Below are 26,290 nucleotides of genomic sequence, written 5' to 3' on the forward strand. Positions count from 1 at the left end.
GGTCTGCGGGTTTGCCATGCCATGGTGCGCTGCGGGTTTAGGGGCAGCAAGAGCAACTAAGTTCAGGTATCGTTGCTTTTTAAGCAACACTCAGAACACAGGAAAATCCGGCATGCGCGAAATCAATCAACAACGGCTGCGCTATTTCCATGAGGTGCTGGTGCACGGTTCGATTCGGGGCGCGGCAGACAGCATCAATACCTCGCCGTCGGTGATCACCCGCCAGATCAAACTGCTCGAAGAAGAACTGGGCGCGACGCTGTTCGAGCGCCAGGCCCGAGGGGTACAGCCCACCGAAGCGGCGGCGCACTTGCTGGAGTTCTGGCGCGGCTACCGGTCCCACCAGGAGAAACTCGAAGACCAGTTGCAAGCGATCAAGGGCTTGCAACAAGGCCATGTGCGGGTGGTGATCAGCGAAGGGTATGTGGATGCATTGGTCGACAACGTGCTGGCCCCGTTCTGCAAGCAATACCCCAGGCTCGACATCACCCTGGACACGCTGCCGGTGGACGATGTACTGCGCGAAGTCGCCGAAAACCGTGCGCACATCGGCCTTGCGTACAACCCACCGGCGCACCCGCACATTGATTTTCGGGCCACCTCCTCCCAACCCGTGATGCTGTTGGTGCGGCCCGACCACCCACTCGCGCAGCGTGGCGGCCCGGCCAGTGTCGCGGACATTCTGGGCTGCCAATTGGTATTGACGCCGCCCACGTTTGGCATCGGCCATGCGATCGCGCTGCTGGAGAACGCCGAGAAAATCCAGGTGCGCCCGGCCCTGGTCAGCAACTCGCTGGCGGCGCTCAAGCGCCTGGTGGCGAGCGGGGAGTTCGCGTCCCTGGCCGGGGAGTTTGCGGCGTATCGGGAGATCGACAATGGCGAGCTGGCCTCGGTGTCGGTGGATCACCCGATACTGCGCGCGGTAGAGGCCAAGCTGCTGGTCAAGTCCGCTCGCCCGCTGGCAGCACCGGCCCAAGCGCTGCTGGACTGGATGCTCGCGCGCCTGCCCATGTTCGCAGGTTAGATTTCATCATGGCCACGCGGCGCGTGCGCTATAAAGCCCGTTTGAATTCAGGAGCACCCTACCCCCATGAGCGCGCGACCCCACCCGCTGTCATCCCCTCTGGACCCGCGCATCTGGCTGCTGGCACTGGGCACGTTTGCCATAGGCACGGATGTGTTCGTGGTGTCGGGCATCTTGTCGGTGTTGGCTCAGGACCTGGCGGTCAGCGTGGAAGCGGCGGGCCTGACCGTCACCGCCTACGCCCTCACCTACGCGCTGGCTGCCCCGCTCATCGTGCCCTTGACCACCACGCTCAACCCACGGCGTGTGTGCCTGGCGAGCCTGGCGTTGTTCGCCCTGGGCAATATCCTGTGCGCCGTGGCGCCCACCTACGAAATGCTCATCGGGGCGCGCATCGCCACGGCCATCGCCGCTGCGTTGTATTCCTCCACGGCCTATGCGCTGGCAGCCTCGCTGGCCCCGGTGGATCGCAAGGGCGCGGCCCTGTCGGCGGTGGCCCTGGGCCTCACGGCGTCTGCGGTATTGGGGGTGCCGATTGGCGCGGCCATCGGCCATGCGATTGGCTGGCGTTCCACGTTCTGGCTGGTGGCGGTGATCTCGCTGCTGGCGGTGACCGCCCTGGCGTTTCGCGCACCCACGCGGCAGGCAGGCTCGGTGCCGGTGACGCTCAGTTATGCGGCGCGCTTTGCACCGCTGGTTCAGCCAAAGGTGCTGCTGGCCCTGTTGCCGAGCCTGTTATGGAACACCGGCCTTCTGACCAGCTACACCTACCTGGGCGTGATGCTGGCTGAGCGCCAAGACCCGCAAATGATCGTGTTCCTGTTTTTTGTGTACGGCGTCGGCGGGCTGATCGGCAGCCAGCTGGGCGGGCGCCTGCTGGACCGCTTCGGCTCCACCGCCCCGCTCGCGGTGTGCCTGGCAATTGCTGCACTCAATCAAAGCTTGCTGGCCGCCAGCATGGCCTCGACGTTCACCACGGCGCTGGCCTTGCTTATCTGGTCCATTACCGGCTGGGCCACGTTTGCCCCGCAACAGGCACGGTTGATGAGCCTGTCGCCGCAAAACAGCGCGCTGTTGATTGCCCTCAACCAGTCCGTCATCTACATCGGTTTTGCCACGGGGGCGGCGCTGGGTGGCGCGGCGATCGCGCAGGGGTGGGAGGTGTTGCAACTGCACTGGATCACCACCGGGCTGCTGGTGGCGGCGTTGCTGACATTTGTGCTGGGCGTCAAAGTGAGCCGGCGTTAAACCGGCCCACGGGAGGGGAATACTCAGCCTACATTGCCCGCCACGGTGATGTAGTCGGTGTAGATCTGCGGTGCACCGGAAAACGACGCCAACTGGCGCCACTCTTCGTACATGCGCTCGCTCTCCTGGTGCTCACGCACAAACGTCAGTGCTTTTTCGGTGGACACGTCCAGCTCCGGGTGGAAGGAGTTGAGCGAGGCCAGGCTTTCGATTTCCAGCATCACCGCGTACTGCTCGAGGCGGTTGCCGCCCTGCCCCTTGAGCATGTGAAACTTCCAGCCCGGGTAGTCGTCAATGCGGTGCACATTGGTGGTTATAAAGCGCTCGAAGGTGTCCGGCGTCACGCCCGAACGCAGCGCCAGGTTATGGATACCCACCAGGCGAGCCACCGGCTCCTGGCCGTCACGCACCTGGTAGTTGGGGCCTTCCGGCAGGGAACTGTGGGTGTTCTCGGCCACCAGTGAGTAGTGCGAAAAGATCGTCGGCAGCTGCGCGTAGGTCGAAAACGTCTTCCATTCGGCGATCAGGGCCTGGGCCTCGGGGTGTTCGTGCCAGAACACTTGCGCGTGCGCGGTCTGGTCACCGTTGGCGTCGATGTATTTGGCGTAGTCCTGGGCACTCGGTGCTTCATACAGCATCAGGTACTGGTCCACGCGCTCGCCGCGCAGGCCCTTGAGTAAGGTCCACTGCCAGCCCGGGTAGGCCGGGATCCCCACGCCGTGCTCGCGCACGAAGTTTTCGAAGTCTTGCGCCGTGACGCCTTTTTTCAAGTTGAGGCCGATGTAATGCAGGCTGAAAACCGGACCGGTCGATTGACTCATAACAACTCCATAGATTAAGCGCCACGCCGCGTGATGCGGGGGGCACAGGAAGCGACAAGCAAGAGGATCACCACACCGGCGCTGAAGACAGCGGTGAGGCTTGAATGGTGCGCGATAAAACCGATCAGCGCCGGCCCGCTGAGCAAGCCGGTGTAGCCGATCAGGGTGACGGCCGACAGCGCGAAACTTGACTGCACGCCGGGCTGATTGCCCGCGGCGGTGAACAGGATGGGCACGATGTTGGACAGCCCCGCACCGGCCAGGATGAACCCGGCCAGGGCCACGCCCGGTTGGTCAACCGACACCAGCAGCGACACCCCGGCGGCGGCGCACAGGCTGCCCACCACCAGCACGCGCAGACGGCCCACCGCGTTCACCAGCCGGTCACCGTACAACCGGCCCAGTGCGACAGCGATGGAGTACAGCGTGTAGCCAAACCCGGCATGGCTTTTTTCCAGGCCGCGTTCGGTGTGCAGGAACACGGCGGACCAGTCCAGCATCGCGCCTTCGATCATGAAGATGAAAAAACACAGCGCCGCCAGGAACAGAATCCCCGGGTGCGCCAGCGCCTTGAAGGTGCCGCCCGACTCGCCCGGCTCCGGTGCTCGCCTGGCCAACAAGTGGCCGCCGGCTTGCAGCACCACCACGGCGATCAGGGCGACCACCAGCAGGATCGCCTGCAATGGCATGAGCCCGGCCCACAGCAACAGGCTCACGCCGCCGGCCCCGGCCACGCCGCCAATGCTGTAAAAGCCATGAAACCCGGACATTCTGGCCTGCCCGCTTTCGCGCTCCACAATCACCGCCTGGGCGTTCATCGACACGTCGAGCAGCCCATTGACCGCGCCGAACACCAGCAGCGCCACACCCATCGCCACCGGCGAGGTGGCGTACATCATGAACGGCAAGATCGCGCAAAACACCACGGCGCACGCCAGGATCAGCGCCCGGCACCCCAGCCGTGCAATGGCACGCCCGGTAAACGGCATCACCAGCATCGAGCCTGCGGCGATGCAGAACAGCAACAGGCCCAAGGCGCCGTCGTCGATACCAAGCCTGGCTTTTACGAACGGGATCAGCGGCGCCCAGGACGCCATGCCCAGGCCCGCCACGAAAAAGATGCTGCGGGTAGCCCGCTGCTGACGAACATTCGAATAGATCGGTGCAACGGATACATTTACATTCACGGCCCTGTCACCTTGTGTGGCACCCCAAGCAAAGGCCGGCGCGGCGGGATGCCGCGCCGGTACAGCGACTCAGTTCAGGCTTTGCGCCACCGACAGGTAGTCGGTGTAGATCTGCGGTGAGCCGGAAAACGAAGCCAGTTGCTTCCATTCCTCATACATCTGCTTGGTGTCGCGGTGCGCCCGGGCAAAGATCGCCGCCTCATCGGTGGCGATGTCGGGCTCGGGGTAAAACACTTCGAGCGCCGCTTCGCTGGCGATCTCCATGAACACCACGTACTGGTCCATCCGGTTGCCCCGCTCGCCCTTGAGCAGGCGGAATTTCCAGTCCGGGTAGTCCTCGATGCGGTGATGGTTTTGCGCGATGAAGGTTTCAAACGTCTCGGCCTTCACGTCTGCCCGCAACGCCAAGTTGTGCAGGCCGATCACCCGCGCAATGGGCGCGTGCCCCGGCCGATCCTCATACCGGGGCCCGTACGGCACGGTGCTCTTGGTGTTTTCCGCCAGCAGCCGGTAGTCGGTGAACAGCGTCGGCAGTTCACTGAAGGTCCCATAGCGTTTCCATTCGCCGAGGATGTCCTGCGCCTCGGGGTGGTCGCGCCAGAACTGGCGCGCCCGTTCGGTCTTGTTGCCGTCGGCGCCCACGTAAAGGTCACGTTGTTCGGCGCTGTCAATCTCGAACAGCATCATGAATTGCCCGGCCCGCTCGCCCCGCAGGCCGCGCAGCAAGGTCCAGCTCCAGCCCGGGTAGCACGGGATGTGCACACCCTTGTGGCGTACGAATTGCTCGAACTGATCCTGCGTCACACCGGCTTCATGATCGATGGCCACGTAATACAGGCTGAACACCTTCGTGGGTGAAGTGTTTGACGATTCCATCAAGGCCCTCCTCAGGCTTGCGGCGCGATGAACTGGGTATTGATCACCGCCTCGACCAGCGTCACCCCGTTGGGCGTGAGCGTGACCCGGTCACCGTCCACCGTCACCAGCGCCTTTTCCACCAGCGTGTCGAGGGTGCGGCTGATGATCGGGTTTTCGAAGAAGCTCTTGCCGCCAAAACGCTGCTTGAACACCGCGTCATCCACCGGGATCAGCGTGGAAAGCGCCATCTTGAAAGCGTTGACTTCACGCTGCAGCGCCGACATGCCCCGGCTGTTGTCGATCGGCAGGCGGTTCTCATCCAACGCCTGCTTGTAGCTGGCGTAGCCGGTGATGTTGATGGCTTCGGCACGCGTGCACTTGGAGCTGCCGCCCAGGCCGATGGCGACTTCCGGGTACTGTTTGTCGAGGTCGGTGATCAGGCCTTTCCACTTTTCCGGCTGCCGGTTGTTCTGGTGGAAATACATGGTCGGGTGTTCGCCATACCCGGCCGACAGGTGCTGCTCCACCACTTCGCGCATCTGGTACTGCTTGCCCAGGCCCGGAAAGGTCATGCTGTTGATATTGATCAGGCCTTTGCGCTGCCAGTGGCTTTGCTTTTCACCCGACACCCCGGTGCGGCTTTTCATGAACTCTTCCATGTGCAGCTTGGCGATCACCACGTGGGACAGCTCCAGCGCCAGGGTCTGCTCCATGTCGTACTTCACGTCATCCACGCTTTGGCCGAGCATGCCGTAGATGAGGTCGACGCTGACCCAGTCCAGCCCCAGGTCACGGGCGTAATGGATGGTTTCCACGCACTCCTGCGCCGAATGCTTGCGCCCGCAGGCCTCGATGATGCGATCATCGAACGACTGGGCCCCAAAGCTGATCTTGGTAAAGCCCAGTTCCTTGAGCAGCAGCAGGTATTCCTTGTTCAACGTGCCCGGCTCACCCTCGAAACGCATGGTGGCGACCGAGAAGTTGAAGTGGCTGCGGTAGAACGCCATCAAGCGGCGCAGTTCGGGGTCGGGCAGCAATGACGGGGTGCCGCCAAAGATGTTGAACTCGCCCACCTCGGCCTGTGCCAGGCTCGGCACTTTTTCCAGCCACATCGTGGCTTCCTTGATGTTGTAGTCCACCAGGTCCCGGAACACGATCTGTGACGATGCCGCCTTGGGGTTCAGGATGACCGTAGGGTACTGGCAGAAATGGCAGCGGTAGCGGCAGGTCGGGATATAGGCCCACAGGTGGATTTGCTTGGCCTCCTTGATTTCGCTGTCCATGTCCTGGAAAAACGACGGCAGCGGGTAGTCCTGGATGTCGCCCGGGAACACGTGGCAACCGAACGGGTCGTTGTAGACGTATTCCAGGAACGCGCTGTTGTCGGGGTGCGCCAGGAAATCGTAGACCTTGGGCACTGGGTAGTTCGGGTCGATGTCACTGAGTGAGTTGAACGCTTCGCTGGTCATTAGAACACCCCGCCGTTGGCAAAATAGTTGTGGGCTTCACCGGACTCGCGGTCTTCGGAGAAGTAGTAGGCAAACCGTTCAAAATCCTCGGGCTTGACCGTGTCGAAACACGCGGGCAGCGGTGGCGGCAAACCGATGTCTTCGCCTACCGCACGGCGCAGGGCGCTGAAGATTTCTTCACGGAACTCGAAATACAGGCGGTAGCTGGGGGTCTTGTAGGCGTGGATCGGCTTGAAGTCGATCACCCGCGAGGTGTGCTTGATTTCATGAATGCGCTGGTACATGCGGTCGGCCACAGGCCCGGTGAAGAAGTCCCGCACGGCCGGGTTTTCCAGCAGGATGTGCGGGTTGAGCAGCGCCGGCAGCACGATGTTCTTGGGCACGAAGTCCTTGATGGAGTAGTGCCAGGCCTGGACCGACTGCTCAGGCGTGGTGTCGCGCATCGCGGGGGTCTGGTCCTCCAGGTCCGGGCGCACATCTTTCATGATGATGATGCCGTCCTGGCCGTAGGCGTTGCCGGTGATCACCTCGTCAAGGATGGTGTCGACACGGCGGCTGTTGATTTCGATGCGCGACTCGTGGGCATACACCGGCTTGCCGCCCCAGGCGATGACGCGGATACCGAAGTCCCAGTCATCGGAGAGGTGTTCCACGAAGCGGCCTTTGTCGAGTTGGTAGAAGATTTCGATGCCGCCCACCTTGTCATACAGGGTGCGTTCCACGGCAAAGCCTTTGCCGTCGGGAAAACCGCCAAACAGCGAGAAGGACATTTCGCGGCAGCGCAGGGTTTTCTGGATCTCGTTGAACAGGTTCGGGCGTTTTTCGAACGAGGCGTCGTTGTAGTAATAGTTGCAGGTGCCCAGGTCACCGTTTTCCTCGACCATCTTTTGCACCAGGGCGTGCAGCCAGTACGGGTCTACGGTGCAGTCGGCGTCAGCGGACACAATGTAGTGGCGGTTTTCAACACCCAAGCGAATGTCGCGGTTTTTAGAGCGCAACGAGGCGTAGTCCATGCCGCGTTTACGCGCCGAAGAAACACCTTGGGTGGTTTCTTGAATCACGTGAATGTCAATAGACGGGTTGGCGGCCTTGAATACGTTGATCTTTTCGATTGAATCATCCGTGGAGTTATTGTCCACAAAGATCAGTTCATAGGTGGCATGCGTTATCAGGTCCCCGTGGGTTTTTTGATGAAACAACGAGTCCAGTACTGCCTCAATACGATCGCTTTCGTTATACAGCGGCAACACCACCGACACATTCACAGAATCACGCATACTTCCTCCAGAAGCACTCAAATCCAACAGGCTCGTTACATTATTGGAGAGCACCCGTTGACCAATGGCAAAGTTCTTCGCAGCCACCTGTTTCATCAACGGCGTGTTATTTAACAGCTGAAACACCTCATGGATAAAGGCTGCGTCAGGCAAACCATCCTGCTCTTCCGAGGTGGGCATGATCGGTGCTTCAAATCCATGTTGCCCGTACACCTCCTGGTAATACTCGTAGTGTGACGTTATATAACAACGCTGACTGCTGATGGCTTCCCCGACCGGGTTGCCGTAACTGTCATAACCCCAGGATGTTAAAAACGATACCAGGTCACAGGAGTGATACAAATCCTCAATGGTGATGGACTTTTTATCCGAGGGCATGTAGTCGTGGGACAACGACCCCACGAACTTCACAAACGGCTCGACGTGCAACTCACTGATCAAACTGTTCAGTGACTGAAAGTACGCCGGATGCTCTTCCGGGTCACCCGCAATGGCCAGGTAAACCCGTTGGCGGCTGCCACTCTCGGCAAATAATTTATTGAGCCCCTGGACCAGGTACACATCACGGTCCGGCCGTTTTTGCGGAATGATGCGGGTGGTGCGGGCAATCAGGATATCGCTGTCACGAATATCCAGGTGCTCCTTGATATTGGTGTAGCGGCCCTGCCCGCTGAAGTCATAGGTGTTTTTGCGCACCTGGATCTCGACTTCGTGGTTGCACCAGGTTTCCAGTTTTTGCTTGAGGTGGTTGTTCAGCGTCACGTAGGTGATGTGGCGTGAAGGCCTGGGCTTGATGGCGTGCGGGTAAGGCTCTGGCCCGTACTTCATCACGGTTTTTTCGCTGCTCCACATCAAGTCGTGATCACGCCAGACCACGAAGTTCCCCAGGCCATGGCGGCGGCCATACGTTTCGATGGCCTGATACACCGCCTGGGTATAAATGATGTTTTCCGGCAGCGTGCCGTTCTCGACGATCACATGGCGGATGTCCAACTGCTCCCACAACTGCACCATCCGCTCGGCCAACACCGCTGACGACTCATCCACCGCATCCAGCAACCGCTGCTGCTCTTGGGGGGTGACGCTGATGTTTTGGGCGATCAGCACGTCATGCAAGTATTCAATCAGGTCCACGGTGTAATGCGGCACGCTGTCCAGGCCTTCGACGCGCACCAGGGTAAACAGTTCTTTGTAGATATCCCGTTCATGGTCATAGGGTTTATTGAAGTTGCCCTTGTCCACTTTGATGTCGTAGCCCAAGTCAAGATACGACGCGATGCCATTATGCAGAAGGTTCTTGGCAACCTTTAAAGCTTCCACCGTAATGCCGGATACCGCAACGGCATCAAATGATATAAAAATCGCTCCAGCAGGCATGGCAATATCCTTCTAACCAATAGAAATTCATTGATTGATACGCACACGAAATCACGGATTCAAATCCAGTTTCTTTTATGAGCGCCAGCCAGATAATCACGCACGTTACTTTCACGCAGGCGATAGAGAGCAGTCGGCAAAAAAGCACCGGTTTGTTATCGCGCAAGAAAGTACATCGCAATAATTATCGCGAACAGACCATTAGCCTGTCATGGCCGTGGGCATAAGCCCGTGGGTTATCAACCCACTGATTGCATCAACATCGTTGAAGCGGTGACGTGCTGTCGCTGAACGCGCAGGCAGTGAAAGGCAGATAAAAACCAATCGGGGGATTGGCAGCAGGTCGAAAATAACATCGCATCAAACAATCGTGGCTCATGCTCTTTAACCTTGTCGGGTTTTTGTTTTTGAGAGTTCATGGGTAACAATTTGTATCGAAAATACTCGTCTGTACGAGTGAAATCAACCGTCCTACAGACAAGTTTTACATTTGTTTTTTCGAACCGCACAAAGGGCGACATTTACGACAGTTATTACGCAAAACACCCTATGATAAGTGGCCAAACGCCATGTTTGAGACATGGCGTTGTCATTAATGCTGATGTGGATTGCAATCAACTCGCCAAGGCTGGCTTAGCGTCGCTGGACGACGGCGTTGAGCGGTTGACGGCCTGCCATTGTTGATAGGCCTGGGCCACCACCGCACCTCCTGGGTTCGTCTTGGCACTGTTGGCGGTCACCGCCAGTTCCATGGCCGGGGCCTGCGCCTCGATTTGGCGCCGGGTGCCCATCGACTTGGCGGCCTGCGTCAGCCCGCTCAAGGCTTTGCCCGCCAGGGTCCCAGCGGCGCCGCCGACCATGCCCGGCATGGTCAGGTTGGCGGCGGTCAGCACGGCGGCCCCACCGGCGAAGCCTTTCGTGCCTTTGTCCAGGAAGTCCCACGCCTTGTTGACCCCCAGGAACATGGTCATGACCAGGTTCAAGCCCACAATGTCCTTGAACGTCTGTACGGCCTTTTGCATGTCAGCCTGCGGGTCCAGCGCCAGCTTGAGCATTTCCGAGGAGCACCAGAGCGCATCAGCCGCGTAATCGGCCTTGCCCACCAGGCTTTCCATCAATGCCACCAGTGCGGCGCTGATACCGGCCGCCAGCACCACCAGGCCCATTTTGGGGTAAAAGTCCGCATTGCTGGGGCGCCGGGTTTCGGACGCCACCTCACCTGAACGGGCCGCCTCCGCCTTATTAAAGCGCGCTTTGAGCTCGCTGCTTTGACCGGCGACAAAACCCAGGGATGAGTTCAGTACGTCGGTAATGGATTTATCTTTCTTGAACACCTCGACCGCCAGCTGGACTTGCTGGGCCATCTGTTCACCCCGGTCAAAATGCTCGGCAACGGCCTGGCGGTCGGCCGACGGAATCTCTGGGTTGCCGGTGTCTTTTTTCCAGATCTTGGCCTTGGCCATCGCCAGGGCGTCCATGATCAACTCGCGGTTGAAAACCGTCAGCGTGATGCCGCTCGACACCGCGGCGGCACCCATGCCGAACCCTACGCTGTGCAGCAGGTTTTCATTTTTCGCAAAGGTCGGCTGGGCGACGATGGCGTTTGAGAGCACCGTCACAAAATAGCGGTTGAGCAGGTGTTCGACGTTGGTCCGCTTGTTGGTCAGCTCATTCATCATCAGGCCGGCCATGAACACGGCGTTTTTAGAAAAGTGCGCGACCAGCGAGCTGCTGTAGGCCTTGTCGCCGCTGGCAAACGCTACGGCCAGCGGCATGGGGGCCAACGTCAGCAGCATGGCCGGGCTGGCGGACAGGCGGCTGATCAGAGACGCGCCGTTCTTCAGGGTGCCCAGTTCGGTATTCATCTTCTGGTTGATGCTCAGCAGCTCTTTGCGCACATCGGCCGGCAAGCCGGATTTTTCCAGAATGTCAGGCAGCTTGGCGTTGTGCGCCTGCCACGCGTCCAACTGGCCACGTGCATTGCCATGCAAAATGGCCTCGAGCATCTGCCGCTCGGCTTCATCGAGTTGCGAATCGGCTTTGTTCATCAGCGCATTGAGCGGCCCCGTCTCGGTGGAGTCGGCCTTGGGCTGCGCTTGCAGGGCGTTCAATTGCTCGGGGGTCAGGGTCAGGGAATGGTTGGCCAACGCCAGGCGAAACTTTTCATCGAACGTGGAGGTGCGGGCGCTTTCCGGGTCCTGGTCTGCAGCGTGCGGCAACGGCGTATTGTTGATGATTTCATGTTGCGCATCGGTCAACTCGATGACCCGGGTGTTCAGAAACGCATGCATCTGCTCAGGGCTCAGCTGAGGCGCCGGTTGACGCAGCAGCGCCAGCAGCGCTTTGTCATCCATCGGCGCCACCCCGCCATAGGCATCAAACTGGCCGACGATTTTTTTGCCGACGTTGAGCAGCGTCTGGCCCAGGGGCAGCTTTTGCTCACCCGCCTTGGGCGGCTGTAACGGTGCTTCTTCGGCTGGCACGGCTTCACGCGACGGGGCCTGCGGCCCCTCGGTGATACCGGCGGCCTGCAACTGCTGCAACAACTCACGGCTGACGTCCTGCAGGCTGCGCAGGTCCTCTTTGGTGTTGGCGTCAGCGCACTGGGCTTCCAGCGCACTCAAGGACTGCGCCACCGTGCCCAGCAGGGCGAGCGTATCGGCGTAGGGCTTGAGCAACGGGCCGACCTTGGGGCCGTGGTTGCGCAGGTTGTCGATCAACTCTGCGCTGCGGTACTTGGCGGTGCGCACAAAACTGGCAAACAGCATGTAGTGGGTGGGTTTCTCGGCGGGCTCGGCCAATACCTTGGGGTCCAGTTGCGTCAACGCCAACAGGTCGGCCACGGCGCCTGCGCCCATGGGCAGGCTGGCGGTGAGTTGACCGATGGACTGATGAAAGCGCGCAGCTTTCAAGGCATCCCGCACCTGGGCAACCACGGCATGGTCGGCGTGGGTGGCGGGCGTCTGGGCGAGTCGGGTTTCACATCGTTCCAACGCGGCCTTGAGCGCCTGTTGCTGTTGCTCACCCGCCAGGGCGCGGCTTCCCCCTTCGGTCATTGCCGCTGCCACCAGGTGCTCGCCCAGTTCGGCAAGGCGTGGCAGTGAGGGTGCGTCGCCGCTCAGCTCGCGCTCGATACGCTCGAGCACGTGGGCGGCGTCATTGCGTGGCGCCCGCTGGGTGCGGCCCAGCGCCGTGGCGAGTTCACCGTTCTGGATGAACGCGCGCGTGCGAACTTGATGTGGCCCCTACTGGGCAGGTGGCGTCGGGGCGTCACTGGACGCCGGGCCAGGCGCATACAACGAAAGATGAGGGGTAGCAGCAATCCGCGAAGTCATGATGAGGTCCGAAAGGTTAGACAAATTTCAATCTGTAAGGATTTGAGTGGTGAACCACGACCATTCAGTTCCGTATCAGACCGGCATTGCCCCCTTCGCACACGCGTGCTTAGTTCAAACCTGCGCAGGTTAAATCAGATAAATAAGTTAACGATTATTACACCTTGTTTAATCAGTGCCGGATGAAAGCGTTGTAAAAAATCCGCCGCAGAACCTGCGGCGGCAAACCAAAGGATTTTGCCCAAGCGGAGCGCTAAGACAGGGCCCACGCTACACCAGCCGCTGCTGGCAACGAGTGAATTTAAATTAATCGAGTTTAATCCGTTTCATTTTCGGAACCGGTGAATAATCGCCCCATCGCAAGCAGTGGCCGGGGGTTCGCCCGAACGTCGGGCCACTAAAAATACAACATGCGAACTTAGCTGCTTATCCACGTCTGCCCAAAAACCAATAGACATCAACAGCAACTAAGGGTGCGCCGTTGCGCGCCCACTTGGGGAATTACACCATGGTTAAACAATCGAGCTTATTGGCCGCGGTGATGTGCGCCAGCCTGAGTCAACTCGCACTGGCCGACACGGTCACCGACCAGGCTGACGCCAAAGGCTTTCTTGAAGGCAGCAGCGTGACAGGCCTGTTGCGTAACTTTTACCTGAACCGCAACCGGGAAAACGGCCGGGCCGACAACCGCGACTGGACCGAAGGCGCCATCCTCAATTACAGCTCGGGGTTCACCCAGGGCACGATTGGCTTCGGCGTGGACGCATATGCCCAAGGCGGCCTGAAACTGGACGCCCAGCACCAGTACGCTGGCACCGGCAACCTGCCCACCGACCGTAACGGCGACCCGCAAGACAGCTACGGTTCCGTGGGCGCCGCCGTCAAGTTGCGCGTGTCCAAGACCCAGCTCAAATTCGGCGACATGCAGCCCACCGCACCGGTCTTCGCCACCGGCGGCACCCGCTTGCTGCCACAGACCGCCACCGGTTTTGACCTGACCAGCAGTGAGTTCGCCAACCTGAACCTGGAAGCCGGCCACTTCACCAGCACCAACAGTGGCATCACCAGCGACCATGACCACGACATCTACGCCACCTACGCCAACGTGGCGGCCAACAGCGCCAGCTTCGTCGGCGGCAAATACACGTTCAGTCCCGACCTGAGCGCCACGCTTTACGGCGGCGAACTGGAAGACATCTGGCGCCAGTACTACACCAACCTCAACTACGTGTTGCCATTGAGCAACGGCCAGTCGCTGACCCTTGACGGCAACCTCTACCGCACCCTGGACACCGGCAGCGCCAAGGCCGGTGCGATCAACAACACCACCTACTCGGTGGCGGCAGCCTACTCGTTCCTGGCGGCTCACACGCTGACGCTGTCGTTCCAGAAAGTGCACGGTGATACGCCGTTCGACTACGTGGGCACCGGCAACAACGGCGCGGGTGAAGGCGGCGACTCGATCTTGCTCGCCAACTCGGTGCAGTGGTCCGACTTCAACGGCCCGGGTGAGCAGTCGTGGGGCATACGGTATGACCTGAACATGACCCCCTACGGTGTACCGGGCCTGAGTTTCATGACCCGCTACATTGACGGCTCCGATATCGACGGCACCCACACGCCGGTCAACAGCGCTTATGCCGATCACTATGGCGCCGATGGCAAGCACCACGAAACCGACGTAGAAGCCAAATACGTGGTGCAGGAAGGCCCGGCGAAAAACCTGTCCTTTCGCCTGCGCCAGGCGTTCCACACCGCCAATGCCGATCAGGGTGAAGGTGACCTGAGCGAACTGCGCTTGACGGTCGACTACCCGTTCACCCTCCTCTGACACCCGCACCGGCCAGTCTCTGTGACTGGCCGTTGTCGCGTTGCGTTGTCCTGCGCTCAGGGTTTCCCTGATTGCGCCCCTCTAAACCGCCACTCTAGATTGGATCTCAGGAATCCTCGTCAAAGGCCGATACCCTGCGGATTGGCCTGAACGTTGCTTCTGTCAACGTGTTCAGCAGAAACATGCACTCTATAAAAGGGATCTACATGGAGTTACATAGATGCACTCGGGCAACAGCTTTTAGCCACACACGGGAGAATCGCCCGTGAAACTGCGCATTGGCTCACCGATTTCAACGGCAGTTGTGCACGAGCACGACGAAGCAGTCGCACAACAAGCCGCCAAGCCCACCCCCACCGAATACACCAAGCCTGCCCCTGATAACGCCCCATCGCGCTCACTCAGAAGCCGCCTGGTCGATAAGTTTTCCGGGCGCCAGACCGGTTTCACCGCGGTTATTCCCGGCACCGGACGCAGCATCAATCGGGCACTGCGCAGCGATGTACCCGCAGCGCCCCCGGCCGATGATCCGCAGGATGAACACCATGATGCGTTGCTGGCTCACGCCCACGAACTGAACGCCATGGCACGCGCCATGCTGCAAAGCCAGGACACTTCACCCAACACACCGTGGGAGCGCCCGGCGCCCTCGACCACCCGCCGTATCACCACCAAGGTGTTCCCTTGGCTAAAACCGGACTCATTGCGCACCCTGGCCAGCCACAACGGCAAGCCGCCCGAGGCGCCCTCACCCGCCAGTGAAACGCCCGGCCCGCAAGCCATTGCCGATGCCGCCAAGGAGCTGCTGGGCCTGGTCGACCTGCGCCGCAAGAACCTGGACGACGCCACCACCGCGCTGACCAATGCCCGCGTGCACCTGCACACCCTGCAAGCGCGCGCCGACACCGCGCCGCTGGCCCCCACCACCCGCCGGGGCAAAGAGCTGGTCGGCAGCCTGCAAGAACAGATCGCCGAGGCCCGGGCACGCGTGCGCACCACGCACCGCGCCACCCAATCAGCAAGCCAGCAGTTGCAAGAGGTGCTGCACAGCACCGACCTGCTGCACTTGACCGCTCTCACCGAAAACCAGGACCAGCAAACCAAACGTGCCGGGTTTTCCAGGCAGTGGCTGACCGACCTCAAGGGCCACCTGCAAGCGGTCGATACCCAACTGGCCGACCGGCACACTGCAATCACCCTGGAGATGGAGCTCAAAACCCGGCAAACCCGCGAGTTGATCGCCCTGGACCACGACATGATCGTGGCCGAGCGGGCCCAGCTGTCTGCCGAAACCTACCTGCAAGCCCTGCACGCCCGCCTGCCCGGCACCGCCGAAGGCTCGTCTGCCCGGGCAGCCTTGAACACGGTGATTGAGCAGGCCGAGAGCGAGCGCGACAAGTTTCGCGACGAACACCAGCGCCTGGCCAATAACATGGCCCAGGTCAGCGCAGACTGTGCGCAGCTCAATGACGACATCGCAGCGCTCTACAAACAACTGGGCAGCGAAACACGCAGGCGCCAGGTGGAACCACGTGCTCCGGCGATCCGCGCCATCGACGAGCGTTTGCAGCAATCCACACCGCCCGCCGACGAGGCCCGGCCGGACAAAGCGGCGATCGATGCCATTCAAGCGCGCTACATGACCCACCAACTGGAAACGGCCCAAGCGTTTCCCGCCGCCACGGGTGCGGACCTGGACGCGCTCAAAGCGGTGCTGCAACCGATGGGCGAACGCTTGTCCAGCAAAGAGCCTGCGACCACGATGCCCGCGTTTGCGGTGATGGAAACGATCACCTCGGCACTGGCAGAAGTCACCGGCCAGGACGCCAAGCGCGCCGCGCGCATTCTGGGCGCCCTGAGTCAACAACCTGCCGCGCACTGGCCGGTAATGGCCGAAGGCCTGGCCCAATCGCAGCGCGCGGGCACCGGGGCCAGCACCTTGACCCAGGACATCGTTGCGACCTGCCGCAAACTGGCGTCACTGCCCTGCGGTATCGACCTTTTGCGGGTGTTGTCCAGCGAGGGCAGCACGCCGGCCACCCAAGCCGAAAGCGACGCGTTGCAGGTGTTCTGGCAGGCCGACAACGCCCAGCAGGCCAACCCTTCACCGGAGGTCAAGGCGTGGCTGCAAAGCGCCAAGGCCGTGGCCCGTGGAACGCTGGAGCACACCGATACAGCGTTTGCCGATGTGGCCCACGGCGCCTTCAATGCGGTGCGCAATGGTTACTTCAGCAACGCCCCCGGCAGCCTGTACGACCAGCATGACCAGCGGCTCAAAAAAGCCACGGTCGAATGGGTGATGCGGGCAGCCGCCACCCAGCCGCCGAAAGAGGCAGACCCGGCGCCCAAACCCTCGGCCGCGCGACGCCTGCTGCCCAACGTCAACAAGACGCCGTTTGGCAAGGACGTGCTGAGCAAGGCTTATGACGTCAGCGAAGGCATGGGCATGCAGTCGCCACGACGCACGATCGACAAGCTGGTCACCCGTCGGCTGGACCACCTGCAAACCACCATCGACGCCTGCCGCGCCCTGCCCGAGCGGCGCCTGGACGTGGCCGCAGCCCAAGCGATGGTCGACCATTTGCGTGCTCGGCAAAAACGTGGCGATCACTTGTCTCAAGTGGCGCTGCAAACCCAGGACATCAAGACCGTACGCTTGAGCGTCACCGCCAAGGCCCACGAGCAGCGGCTGGCGGCCCCCCACGACAACGGCGCACGCCGCCAGCCCAATGTGCTGACCAAGGCCCAACCGGTCACGCTGCCTGCCCTGTATGAACAACTCGGCACCGGCGAGCTGTCGGCCTTTGAAGGCGTGAGCCGCATCGAGGAGCAACTGCGCAAGGGGCTGCCAGCCGACCAGCGTCCGGCCCTGTACAACCCCAATGATGATGAGCTGGCTGACACGATGCGCCTGTTGAAAAATCAACACCTGAGTGCAAAAAGCGACATTGTGACGTTCTTCAAACCCTTCATGCTCGAAGGCGCACTGCGCGACCGCCTGCGCCTGGGCGGCGGTGGCACCGTGGGCGGTGGCCTGCCGTCGCTGCCCTACGGCGTGATTTCACCGATCGCCTCACCGGTGTTCTCTGCCGAAGTGTCACGCAGCGACGAAGCGTTTGTGCAAATGTCCCTGCCCTCGCTAGGCATCGAAATGGCATTTGGCAAAGTGCAGAGCAAGGCATGGGAAGTCAGCGCGGGCGTTTCGACAGGCACGCCCCTGGCGCCACTGGTGGGGGTGCAAGGCAGCCTGACGGGCCGTATCGCCAACGAAAAGGCGCGCACCACGTCCACCACGATGCGCTTTTACGGCGAGCGGAACAAAGACGATGAAACGCGCAACCACATGATCAACGCACTGGACAGCATGACGCGCTGGGACGTGATCGATCCCGACAAAGGCCCACGCTACAAAGGCCCGCTGGAGGCCATTTTTGCGCGCAACCCGAGCATTTCCCTCAGCCAGGCACAAAGCACCACCAGCACCCACACCTTGGGCATGCGGCTGGCGGGGCGCCTGCCCGCCATGAGTTTTGCCGACGGGCACGGTGCCTCTCAGAGCCTGTCCCTGGAAGCTGCGCTGTCCGCCGAAGCCTCCCGCTCGCGTGATGTGAGCAATGACACCGGCGGCACCGTCGCCACATTGGGCGACAAGAGCGACATCGCCCAACAACGCCTGGGCCTGACCACCAACTTCAACATGACGCCCATTGCCAGCTCCTCCGTACCGGCCGGCAATGGCCATCACGGTGTACTGGGCCAGGGCTTGGGCTTGCAGGCGGGCGTGTCACGGGACTTGGCGTGGGCCTTCGAGAAAAACGAAATATCGCCCTACCTGTACAACGGCAAGCTGGGCGCGGACCTGGAGCGCCAATACTCCACCCCCAAAGACCTGCTGGCCGAGATCAACACCAACCGGGACCTGTGGCTGCAAGTCGCGCTCAAGAAACTGGAGCCCGACGCCAGTGGCAATAAAGACACGGCGGACAATCGCTTGCGGGCCGGCATTCTGCTGTCCAAGTTTGAAACCCGCCTCAAGCAGTTGGCCAAGGACAACCACTACTGCCTGTACAGCATCGTCTACGAGATGAAACCCCGCGTCGGCGCGGCCGTGGATGGCTATCGCGGTATCCAGGAGCTGGCACGCCAGCGAGGCGATGCGGCAGGTGTCGCACGCGCCGAGCAGGCCATCGAAGACATCATGCTGATGCGCGGCAGTTGGGAGCCCAAGTACATGACCGCCCGTGAACGCGCAGGCGACTCCACCAGCAAAGGCTGGCGCAACCTGGTGCGCTGGCAAAAGCTGAGCAACGTCAACGCACAGCGCACGGCGGCGTTGTTTCCGCCACCGTGACCCGTGGCGCCACGCGGTGATCCGCGTGGCGCATTTGCCCCCGGCGGCGTTTTCCGGGACCATGTGCGCCGTCCTTTAAACGCGAGACTCCCATGGCCAACCACGACCTGTCCTTTACCCCCGACCTTGACCCGGACTCGATCTCCAGCGACGTGATCGGCTTCAACGGCATCCTCGTCTCCACCCAGATCCCCGTGCGCGCCGATGGCAGCCTGGAACTGGGCGACATCACCCTGCAAAGCGAATGCACTCTGCAAGCTCTGAAGGTGGCATTGGAACGCGCCGGCAGCTCCATCGACCGCGTGATGCACCTGACCATCTACCTGACCGACATGGCCGACCGCGCCGCGTTCAACGAGGTCTACAAACGCTACTTCGCCAAACCCTGGCCGGTACGGGCCGCCGTGGGCGTGGCCGCGCTGGCGGTAGAAGGCATGCGCGTCGAAGTCACCGCCATGGCCGCCAAGGCCTGAGCTGCGGCGGGCCAGGCGCCCGCCCTTGTTTGGGGCAAGCACCGCCCGGCAACTCACGGATGCCCCCCGCGCGTTTCACGGCTACAATGCGCGCCTCAACCGTGACAAGCCTGACTAAAAAAACTATGTCCTTGCCCAAGCATCACCTGGAATTGCTCAGCCCTGCCCGCGATGTCGCCATCGCCCGCGAGGCTATCTTGCATGGCGCCGACGCCGTGTACATCGGCGGCCCAAGTTTTGGTGCCCGCCACAACGCCTGCAACGACGTCAGCGACATCGCCGGGTTGGTGGAATTCGCCCGCCGCTACCATGCACGCGTGTTCACCACCATCAACACCATCTTGCACGACAACGAGCTGGAGCCCGCGCGCACGCTGATCCACCAGTTGTACGACGCCGGTGTCGACGCGCTGATCGTGCAGGACCTGGGCGTGATGGAGCTGGACATTCCGCCCATCGAGCTGCACGCCAGCACCCAGACCGACATCCGCACCCTGGGCCGGGCCAAATTCCTCGACCAGGCCGGCTTCTCGCAGTTGGTACTGGCCCGTGAGTTGAACCTGCAGGAAATCCGCGCCATCGCCGATGAAACCGATGCCGCCATCGAGTTTTTCATTCACGGCGCGCTGTGCGTGGCCTTTTCCGGCCAGTGCAACATCTCCCACGCGCAGAACGGGCGCAGCGCCAACCGCGGCGACTGCTCCCAGGCCTGCCGCCTGCCCTACACCCTCAAGGACGACCAGGGCCGCGTCGTGGCCTTTGAAAAACACCTGCTGTCGATGAAAGACAACAACCAGAGCGCCAACTTGCGCGCCCTGGTAGACGCCGGTGTGCGCTCGTTCAAGATCGAAGGCCGCTACAAGGACATGGGCTACGTGAAAAACATCACGGCCTATTACCGCCAGCGCCTGGACGAGATCCTCGAAGACCGCCCCGACCTGGCTCGTGCCTCGAGCGGGCGTACCGCGCACTTCTTCTTGCCAGACCCGGAAAAAACCTTCCACCGGGGCAGCACCGACTACTTTGTCAGCGATCGCAAGATCGACATCGGCGCCTTTGACACCCCGACGTTCACCGGCCTGCCGGTGGGCGTGGTGGAAAAAGTCGGCAAGCGTGACCTGATGGTCGTGACCCATGAGCCGCTGTCCAACGGTGACGGCCTCAACGTGCTGATCAAGCGCGAAGTGGCGGGCTTTCGCGCCAACATCGCCGAACCCAAGGGCGAGTTCGAAGAAGACGGCGAAAAGCGTTACCGCTACCGCGTAGAGCCCAACGAAATGCCGGCCAACCTGTACCAGGTACGGCCCAACCATCCGTTGAGCCGCAACCTGGACCACAACTGGCAACAGGCACTGCTCAAGACCTCGGCCGAACGCCGTGTCGGCGTGGCCTGGACAGCGCAGCTGCGTGAAGACCAACTACAACTGACCGCCACCAGCGAAGAAGGCATCACCGCCCGCGTCGCCCTGCCCGGTCCGTTTGGCGTGGCCAACAAACCGGAACAGGCGCTGGACCAGTTGCGCGACCTGCTCGGGCAGCTGGGCACCACCCAGTACCACGCCACCGCGGTGGAACTGGACGCGCCGCAGGCATTCTTCATCCCCAACTCGCAACTCAAGGCGCTGCGCCGCGAAGTGATCGAGGCGCTGACCGAAGCCCGCGTGAAGGCCCATCCACGCGGCGGGCGCAAGGCCGAAACCACGCCACCGCCGGTGTACCCCGAGTCGCACCTGTCATTTCTGGCCAACGTGTACAACCAGAAAGCCCGCGACTTCTACCATCGCCACGGCGTGCAGTTGATCGATGCGGCGTTTGAAGCCCATGAAGAAACCGGCGAAGTGCCGGTGATGATCACCAAGCACTGCCTGCGGTTCTCCTTCAACCTGTGCCCCAAGCAGGCCAAGGGTGTGACCGGCGTGCGGACCAAGGTGGCGCCGATGCAGTTGATCCACGGGGATGAAGTGCTCACGCTCAAGTTCGACTGCAAGCCATGCGAGATGCACGTGGTGGGCAAGATCAAAGGGCATATCCTTGGCCTGCCGCAGCCGGGCAGCGTGGTCGGTTACATCAGCCCCGACGACCTGCTCAAGACCATCCCACGCGCACCGCACTGATCCGTTCGCGCCCGCGCACCGAAAGGCACCACAACGGAAACGGCAGCGTCACCAGCAGCAACAGCCACAACAAGGCGTAGACCGCGTCTACGCCTTCGTTCTGCAGGTTGACGAACAGCTTGACCGGGATGCCCTGCGGGAAATACGCGAACACCATCACAATGCCGAATTCACCGATCACCCGCACCCAGACAATCGCCAAGGCGTTGGCCAGGGCCCGCCGGGTGACCGGCAGGATGACCCGGCAAAACGCCTGGACCGGCGAGCAACCCAAGCCCCGCGCCGCTTCATCCAGCACACGCGGCACCGACTCAAACGCCGAGCGCGCGCACAGCACGTAATACGCCAACCCGCCATAAACCTGCGCCAACACAAACGCTGGCAGGTTGTTGTTCAGGGAAATGCCCAGCCGTGCCAACGCTTCGCCAAGGCCGGCGTACGGGCCATACGCCGTAACCAGCAAAATGCCCATGGCCAGCGGTGGCGTCAGCAGTGACACCAACAACAACGCCTCCACCGCGCCCCGCCAACCCGAGCCCGTGCGCGCCACCCACCAGGCCAGCGGCGTGCCGAGGATCACGATCAACACTGTCGAGACACCGCTCAACCCCAACGACACGCCCACTGCCGTCCAGTCGCCGTATGCCAGGTGCAACTGCGTCCACGACGTTGCACCGCACAGCGCCACGAAGGGTATCGCCAGCAAGACCAGCGCGGGCAGGCCCGTCCACACCTGGCGCACGTTAAAGTGCCGGGCCCTTGGCCGGGCCATAACCGTTGGCCTCAAACAGCGTTTGCGCCTCGGGCGATTGCAGGTAATTCACAAATGCCTGGGCCTGTTGCGGGTGCGGGGCGTTTTTCAGCACCGCGGCATAAAACACCAGCGGCTGGGGCGTGAGGGTGTGCAACTGGCCGGTCTTGTCCGGCAATTGCAGGCTCGTCTGGCTGTACCAGGCCTGACTGAAGGCCGGGTTGCTCAAGTTGATTTCATCGGGCAGCGTCACATAGGGTAGATGGGCCGACCGGGTCGCGCTTTCGTAACCGGAAGCCGCGTCGATTTGCCCGGCTTGCAGGCGCGTCAGCAGACCGCCTTCGCCAAACACCTGCTGCGGGTTCTGTACATCGCCCAAAATGCGCCGGGCCAGGCCGGGCTGGTGGTAATACTGCTCGGCCAGTTGCACCGCAAACACAATGTTCTGGCCCTGCGGGTCGGTGGCCGCGTCGGTGCGCCCAAAGCGCAGGCCAGGGCTTTGCAGCACTTGCCACCAGGGCGTCTTGCCCGCCGCCAATTGCGCGGCAAACGCACTCTTGGGGTTGTAGGCAATCACCATGCGGGTGCTGGCCACCGGCACGGCATGGTCCGCCAACCCGGCCTGTTGCAGCACCTCGATCGGCCCCGGTGTGATGGACACGAACACGTCCGCCAGCAGGCTCTTGGATGCCAGTAACCGCGCCAGCCCATAGGCGCCTTCGCCCTGCCCTTGGTACGTGAGGTGTTCACGCCCGGCAAACGCAGGCCCCAGCGCCTTGTCCATCAGCACGCCCATGGAGCCTGCGTAGGTCACATGGATCTCACCATCGGCCTGGGCCGAAAGTACCACCGACAACAGCAGGCTACCGATAAGACCTGCACTGCGTTTTTTCAACATGTGCGCTCGCTGTAAACAGAAATATACAGCGGCGCATAGTAGCGAAGCGTTCAGCCCGACTTCATGAAACCTGCCCGACTAAGCGGGCACCGCCCCCTTGGCTCGCCACCACCACCCCCGCTGCAAGCCCGCCGCTGCCAGCAAAATGGCCGCCACCCCCAGCCACTGTGTCCAGCCCAGGCGATGGCCAAAGGCGATCCAGTCCACCCCAATGGCCGCAATCGGGTAGATAAACGACAAGGCACCGGTGATGGCCGTCGGCAATTTTTGAATCGCGCCGTACAGCAACACGTACATCAGGCCGGTATGCACCACGCCCAACGTCAACAAGGCCGCCCAGGATTGCGCAGAGGTCGACACGCCCTGCCACTGCATCAAAGGCGCCAGCAACACGGCGCCGGTGCTCACTTGAATCAACGCCATCAGGTGCGGCGGTACGGCCTTGAGACGCTTGATGATCAACGCGGCAATCGCATACAAAAACGCAGCGCCCAAGGCCAGTGACACGCCCACGGCATAATCGTCGCCGCTGCCGGACAGGCTCCCGTGCGCCGTCACGATCGCCAACATGCCCGCGAACGCCAGCGCCAGCCAGGTGAGTTTTTGCACGGTGATTTTTTCACCCAGAAACACCGCCGCCAGCAGCACCAGCATAAACGGCTGGACGTTATAGACCGCCGTACTGATGGCAATCGAAGCCCTTGAATACGACTCGAACAGCAGCAACCAGTTACCGACAATGGCCACCCCGCTCAACATCCCCAGCCCCACCGTCGAGTAACTCAACAGGTCCCGGCGCAAGTAGCCCAGCAGCCCGCACACCAGCAACAGCGAAAGTGCGCCGATCACGCAGCGCCAGAACACCACCGCTACCACGGGCACGCCCGACACCAGCACAAACCAGCCGATGGTGCCGGATATCAGCATGGCCCCGACCATTTCCCACGACCCGCGACGTACGGACTTGTCCATCATAAAGCTCCTCAAGTGAGGCTCCATTGTGTCAACCTGCCAGGCCGTCATTCCAGAACACAAAAAAGGCAAATTCAGACGTTTGCCTACACTTGTTAGGCAAAACTGCCAAATCACTTTAGGAGGCACCATGATCGACAGCATTGACCAACAACTGATCGCCGCCCTCATGGACGACTCGCGCCTGTCCCTCAAGGCCTTGTCCGGCATCACCGGCCTGTCGTCGCCCAGCGTCGGCGAGCGCTTGCGACGCCTGGAAGAACGCGGCGTGCTCAAACATTACACCGTGGACATCGACCCCAAGCATTTTGGCTACCTGCTGCAAGCCATCGTCCGCATCCGCCCCCTGCCCGGGCGCTTGCAGGAGGTGGAGCGACAGATCCAGGCGATTCCCGAGTTCACCGAGTGCGACAAAGTCACCGGCGACGACTGCTTCATCGCCCGCCTGCACGTGCGCTCCATGGAACAGCTGGACACCTTGCTGGACCGGCTCAACGCCTACGCCGAAACCAACACCGCCATCGTCAAGAAAACCCCGGTCAAACGGCGCCTGCCGCCCCTCAATGATTGATGACCCGTGGTCACGGATGCCATGACACCAAGGCCATTTTTGCAATCCACCACTGTGTTTATGCTCGGTTCCATCCTTTGCAACCACAGGCGTAAAGACCATGTATGTCATCACCGGAATCACCGGCAAAGTCGGTGGCGCGTTGGCGCGCGAACTGCTCGGGCAGCGGCAACCCGTACGCGCGGTGATCCGCGACGCGGCCAAGGCCAAGGCCTGGGAGGCGCTGGGTTGTGACGTGGCCCTGGCCGACATGCGCGACGCCGCCGCGCTCACCCGGGCATTCACAGGGGCCACCGGGGTTTTTATCCTGCCACCGTCGGACTTCGATCCTTCGCCAGGTTTCCCCGAGGCGCAAGCCGTGATCAACGCCGTCGTCCAGGCCCTCGATACCGCCGCCCCCCAACGGGTGGTGTGCCTGTCGACCATCGGCGCACAGGCCGAACACCTCAACCTGCTTACCCAACGCACATTGATGGAACAGGCGCTGGGCAAACTCGACCTGCCCGTGACCTTCCTGCGCCCTGGCTGGTTCATGGAAAACGCCGCCCTCAGCGTGATCAGCGCCCGCGAACACGGGGTGATCCACAGCTTCCTGCAACCACTGGACAAGACCGTGCCCATGGTCGCCACCGCCGACGTCGGCACACTCGCCGCCCAGCTGTTGCAACAGCAATGGGCGGGCCACCGGGTGGTGGAACTGGAGGGCCCCAAACGCATCAGCCCCAACGATCTTGCCCACACATTCAGCCAGGTGCTGGGGCGTGAGGTCACCGCTCAAGCCGTACCGCGTGAACAGTGGCAAGCCCTGTTTCACGAACAAGGCGCGCAAAACCCGCTGCCGCGCATGCGCATGATCGACGGGTTCAACGAAGAGTGGATCTGCTTTGAGCGCGACACGGTACTCAGGGGCGAAACCCCGCTGATCAAGGTGTTGCGCGAACTGGCGCAGAAGACGGCCTGAACATGGACTTTTCACGGGCCTTGCTGGCGGTTGTCACACTGTCGGGCGTGGCGTGGCTGCTGGAGTGGAAGGTCTTGGGCCCCAGACGCACGCCGGGCACCGCCGCGCCCTGGTGGGTCGCTTGCAGCGCCGGGATGTTTCCTGTCCTGGCCCTGGTGTTGCTCGTGCGCTCGTTTGTGATAGAGCCGTTCCAGATTCCGTCCGCCTCGATGCTGCCCACGCTCGAGCCTGGGGACTTTATTGTGGTGAACAAGTCTGGCTACGGCCTGCGCCTGCCGGTGAGCGGCTGGAAACTGTGGAGCACGGGCGAACCGCAACGGGGTGACGTCATCGTCTTTCGTTACCCCCACGACCCCAGTGTTCATTACATCAAGCGCCTCGTCGGGCTGCCCGGCGATACCGTTGCCTACCGGGACCAACAGCTGTTCATCAACGGCCAGCAGGTAGTGCCAACGTTGCAGGACGGCATGCGCTACCACGAAGTACTGGGCACACGGCCCCACGACATTCTGCTGGACGTCACGCAGGCGCAACCCTACCGCGCCCTCTGGGCGTTCGCACACCGTGACAACTGCACCTACCTGCCAAACAGCGTGACCTGCGTGGTGCCGCGCGGTTTTTACTTCGGTGTGGGCGATAACCGCGACAACAGCGCCGACAGCCGCTACTGGGGCTTCATTCCTGCAAAAAATATAGAAGGCCGGGCGTTTTTCATCTGGCTCAACCTCCACCATCCGGGCCGTATCGGCCCCATTACCTGAGGTGTCTCTCC

The 26,290-nt window shown here is 61.7% G+C and carries 17 protein-coding genes and 1 pseudogene; 9 read left to right on the forward strand and 9 right to left on the reverse strand.

The features are described 5' to 3' along the window. Nucleotides 1–112 precede the first annotated feature (112 nt). Nucleotides 113–1,024: a LysR family transcriptional regulator gene (locus ACW9H9_RS00250; RefSeq protein WP_457341045.1), complete on the forward strand. Its 912-nt coding sequence runs from the start codon at nucleotides 113–115 to the stop codon at nucleotides 1,022–1,024. 66 nt (nucleotides 1,025–1,090) lie between these two features. Further along, nucleotides 1,091–2,272 carry an MFS transporter gene (locus ACW9H9_RS00255; RefSeq protein ID WP_457341044.1) on the forward strand — a complete coding sequence of 394 codons (1,182 nt, stop codon included), beginning with the start codon at nucleotides 1,091–1,093 and terminating at the stop codon, nucleotides 2,270–2,272. 23 nt (nucleotides 2,273–2,295) lie between these two features. On the opposite strand, the gene ACW9H9_RS00260 is transcribed toward ACW9H9_RS00255, so the two are convergent. The 6 genes and pseudogenes from ACW9H9_RS00260 to ACW9H9_RS00285 all read right to left on the reverse strand — a co-directional run. Further along, nucleotides 2,296–3,093, reverse strand: a complete 798-nt coding sequence (locus tag ACW9H9_RS00260) for a hypothetical protein (protein WP_457341043.1) — start codon at nucleotides 3,091–3,093, stop codon at nucleotides 2,296–2,298. A 14-nt stretch (nucleotides 3,094–3,107) separates the two neighbouring features. Next, the gene (locus ACW9H9_RS00265; RefSeq protein ID WP_457341042.1) at nucleotides 3,108–4,280 is read right to left on the reverse strand and encodes an MFS transporter; all 1,173 of its coding nucleotides are present in this window, start codon (nucleotides 4,278–4,280) and stop codon (nucleotides 3,108–3,110) included. A 69-nt stretch (nucleotides 4,281–4,349) separates the two neighbouring features. Then, the gene (locus tag ACW9H9_RS00270; RefSeq protein WP_457341041.1) at nucleotides 4,350–5,156 is read right to left on the reverse strand and encodes a hypothetical protein; all 807 of its coding nucleotides are present in this window, start codon (nucleotides 5,154–5,156) and stop codon (nucleotides 4,350–4,352) included. Between the two features lie 11 nt (nucleotides 5,157–5,167). Further along, the gene (locus ACW9H9_RS00275) at nucleotides 5,168–6,607 is read right to left on the reverse strand and encodes a radical SAM protein (protein ID WP_457341040.1); all 1,440 of its coding nucleotides are present in this window, start codon (nucleotides 6,605–6,607) and stop codon (nucleotides 5,168–5,170) included. Continuing rightward, nucleotides 6,607–9,144 (reverse strand): glycosyltransferase, encoded by a 2,538-nt coding sequence (locus ACW9H9_RS00280; protein WP_457341039.1) that lies wholly within the window; start codon nucleotides 9,142–9,144, stop codon nucleotides 6,607–6,609. The genes ACW9H9_RS00275 and ACW9H9_RS00280 overlap by 1 nt, the downstream gene beginning before the upstream one ends. A gap of 731 nt (nucleotides 9,145–9,875) precedes the next feature. Next, nucleotides 9,876–12,491, reverse strand: a pseudogene (locus tag ACW9H9_RS00285) (HopW family type III effector protein); the annotation flags it as partial. 613 nt (nucleotides 12,492–13,104) lie between these two features. Here ACW9H9_RS00285 and ACW9H9_RS00290 point away from each other — a divergent pair. The 4 genes from ACW9H9_RS00290 (at nucleotide 13,105) to ACW9H9_RS00305 (ending at nucleotide 21,365) form a co-directional block, all read left to right on the forward strand. Next, a complete protein-coding gene (locus ACW9H9_RS00290) occupies nucleotides 13,105–14,427 on the forward strand; it encodes an OprD family porin (protein ID WP_457341038.1) in 1,323 nt (440 codons plus the stop codon). A gap of 553 nt (nucleotides 14,428–14,980) precedes the next feature. Beyond that, nucleotides 14,981–18,778: a type III effector gene (locus tag ACW9H9_RS00295; protein WP_457341095.1), complete on the forward strand. Its 3,798-nt coding sequence runs from the start codon at nucleotides 14,981–14,983 to the stop codon at nucleotides 18,776–18,778. Between the two features lie 92 nt (nucleotides 18,779–18,870). Continuing rightward, nucleotides 18,871–19,251: a RidA family protein gene (locus ACW9H9_RS00300; protein ID WP_457341037.1), complete on the forward strand. Its 381-nt coding sequence runs from the start codon at nucleotides 18,871–18,873 to the stop codon at nucleotides 19,249–19,251. Nucleotides 19,252–19,376: 125 nt separating this feature from the next. Then, nucleotides 19,377–21,365 carry a peptidase U32 family protein gene (locus ACW9H9_RS00305; protein ID WP_457341036.1) on the forward strand — a complete coding sequence of 663 codons (1,989 nt, stop codon included), beginning with the start codon at nucleotides 19,377–19,379 and terminating at the stop codon, nucleotides 21,363–21,365. Here the strand turns inward: ACW9H9_RS00305 and ACW9H9_RS00310 are convergent. The 3 genes from ACW9H9_RS00310 to ACW9H9_RS00320 all read right to left on the reverse strand — a co-directional run bounded on the left by ACW9H9_RS00310 (nucleotide 21,337) and on the right by ACW9H9_RS00320 (nucleotide 23,986). Further along, nucleotides 21,337–22,137, reverse strand: a complete 801-nt coding sequence (locus ACW9H9_RS00310; protein ID WP_457341035.1) for an ABC transporter permease subunit — start codon at nucleotides 22,135–22,137, stop codon at nucleotides 21,337–21,339. The genes ACW9H9_RS00305 and ACW9H9_RS00310 overlap by 29 nt on opposite strands. After that, the gene (locus tag ACW9H9_RS00315) at nucleotides 22,109–23,014 is read right to left on the reverse strand and encodes an extracellular solute-binding protein (protein ID WP_457341034.1); all 906 of its coding nucleotides are present in this window, start codon (nucleotides 23,012–23,014) and stop codon (nucleotides 22,109–22,111) included. Before ACW9H9_RS00315 ends, ACW9H9_RS00310 begins: the two co-directional genes overlap by 29 nt. Nucleotides 23,015–23,092: 78 nt before the next feature. Next, complete coding sequence (locus ACW9H9_RS00320) at nucleotides 23,093–23,986, reverse strand: DMT family transporter (RefSeq protein WP_457341033.1); 894 nt, start codon at nucleotides 23,984–23,986, stop codon at nucleotides 23,093–23,095. A 130-nt stretch (nucleotides 23,987–24,116) separates the two neighbouring features. Between ACW9H9_RS00320 and ACW9H9_RS00325 the strand changes: the two genes are divergently transcribed. The 3 genes from ACW9H9_RS00325 (at nucleotide 24,117) to lepB (ending at nucleotide 26,279) form a co-directional block, all read left to right on the forward strand. Next, complete coding sequence (locus tag ACW9H9_RS00325; RefSeq protein ID WP_457341032.1) at nucleotides 24,117–24,557, forward strand: Lrp/AsnC family transcriptional regulator; 441 nt, start codon at nucleotides 24,117–24,119, stop codon at nucleotides 24,555–24,557. A 100-nt stretch (nucleotides 24,558–24,657) separates the two neighbouring features. Then, nucleotides 24,658–25,518, forward strand: a complete 861-nt coding sequence (locus ACW9H9_RS00330; protein WP_457341031.1) for an NmrA family NAD(P)-binding protein — start codon at nucleotides 24,658–24,660, stop codon at nucleotides 25,516–25,518. After that, nucleotides 25,515–26,279, forward strand: coding sequence for a signal peptidase I (lepB, locus tag ACW9H9_RS00335; RefSeq protein WP_457341094.1), 765 nt, complete (start codon nucleotides 25,515–25,517; stop codon nucleotides 26,277–26,279). The genes ACW9H9_RS00330 and lepB overlap by 4 nt, the downstream gene beginning before the upstream one ends. The last annotated feature ends 11 nt before the right edge of the window (nucleotides 26,280–26,290 follow it).

Source organism: Pseudomonas sp. SDO5215_S409 (assembly GCF_054071325.1).

Coding starts and splice junctions, on each gene's coding strand:
- ACW9H9_RS00260 (WP_457341043.1), bottom strand. CDS start 3,093: ATGAGTCAATCGACCGGTCCGGTTTTCAGCCTGCATTACATCGGCCTC.
- ACW9H9_RS00320 (WP_457341033.1), bottom strand. CDS start 23,986: ATGGACAAGTCCGTACGTCGCGGGTCGTGGGAAATGGTCGGGGCCATG.
- ACW9H9_RS00330 (WP_457341031.1), top strand. CDS start 24,658: ATGTATGTCATCACCGGAATCACCGGCAAAGTCGGTGGCGCGTTGGCG.
- ACW9H9_RS00325 (WP_457341032.1), top strand. CDS start 24,117: ATGATCGACAGCATTGACCAACAACTGATCGCCGCCCTCATGGACGAC.
- ACW9H9_RS00255 (WP_457341044.1), top strand. CDS start 1,091: ATGAGCGCGCGACCCCACCCGCTGTCATCCCCTCTGGACCCGCGCATC.
- ACW9H9_RS00315 (WP_457341034.1), bottom strand. CDS start 23,014: ATGTTGAAAAAACGCAGTGCAGGTCTTATCGGTAGCCTGCTGTTGTCG.
- ACW9H9_RS00310 (WP_457341035.1), bottom strand. CDS start 22,137: ATGGCCCGGCCAAGGGCCCGGCACTTTAACGTGCGCCAGGTGTGGACG.
- ACW9H9_RS00270 (WP_457341041.1), bottom strand. CDS start 5,156: ATGGAATCGTCAAACACTTCACCCACGAAGGTGTTCAGCCTGTATTAC.
- ACW9H9_RS00275 (WP_457341040.1), bottom strand. CDS start 6,607: ATGACCAGCGAAGCGTTCAACTCACTCAGTGACATCGACCCGAACTAC.
- ACW9H9_RS00250 (WP_457341045.1), top strand. CDS start 113: ATGCGCGAAATCAATCAACAACGGCTGCGCTATTTCCATGAGGTGCTG.
- ACW9H9_RS00300 (WP_457341037.1), top strand. CDS start 18,871: ATGGCCAACCACGACCTGTCCTTTACCCCCGACCTTGACCCGGACTCG.
- ACW9H9_RS00290 (WP_457341038.1), top strand. CDS start 13,105: ATGGTTAAACAATCGAGCTTATTGGCCGCGGTGATGTGCGCCAGCCTG.
- ACW9H9_RS00305 (WP_457341036.1), top strand. CDS start 19,377: ATGTCCTTGCCCAAGCATCACCTGGAATTGCTCAGCCCTGCCCGCGAT.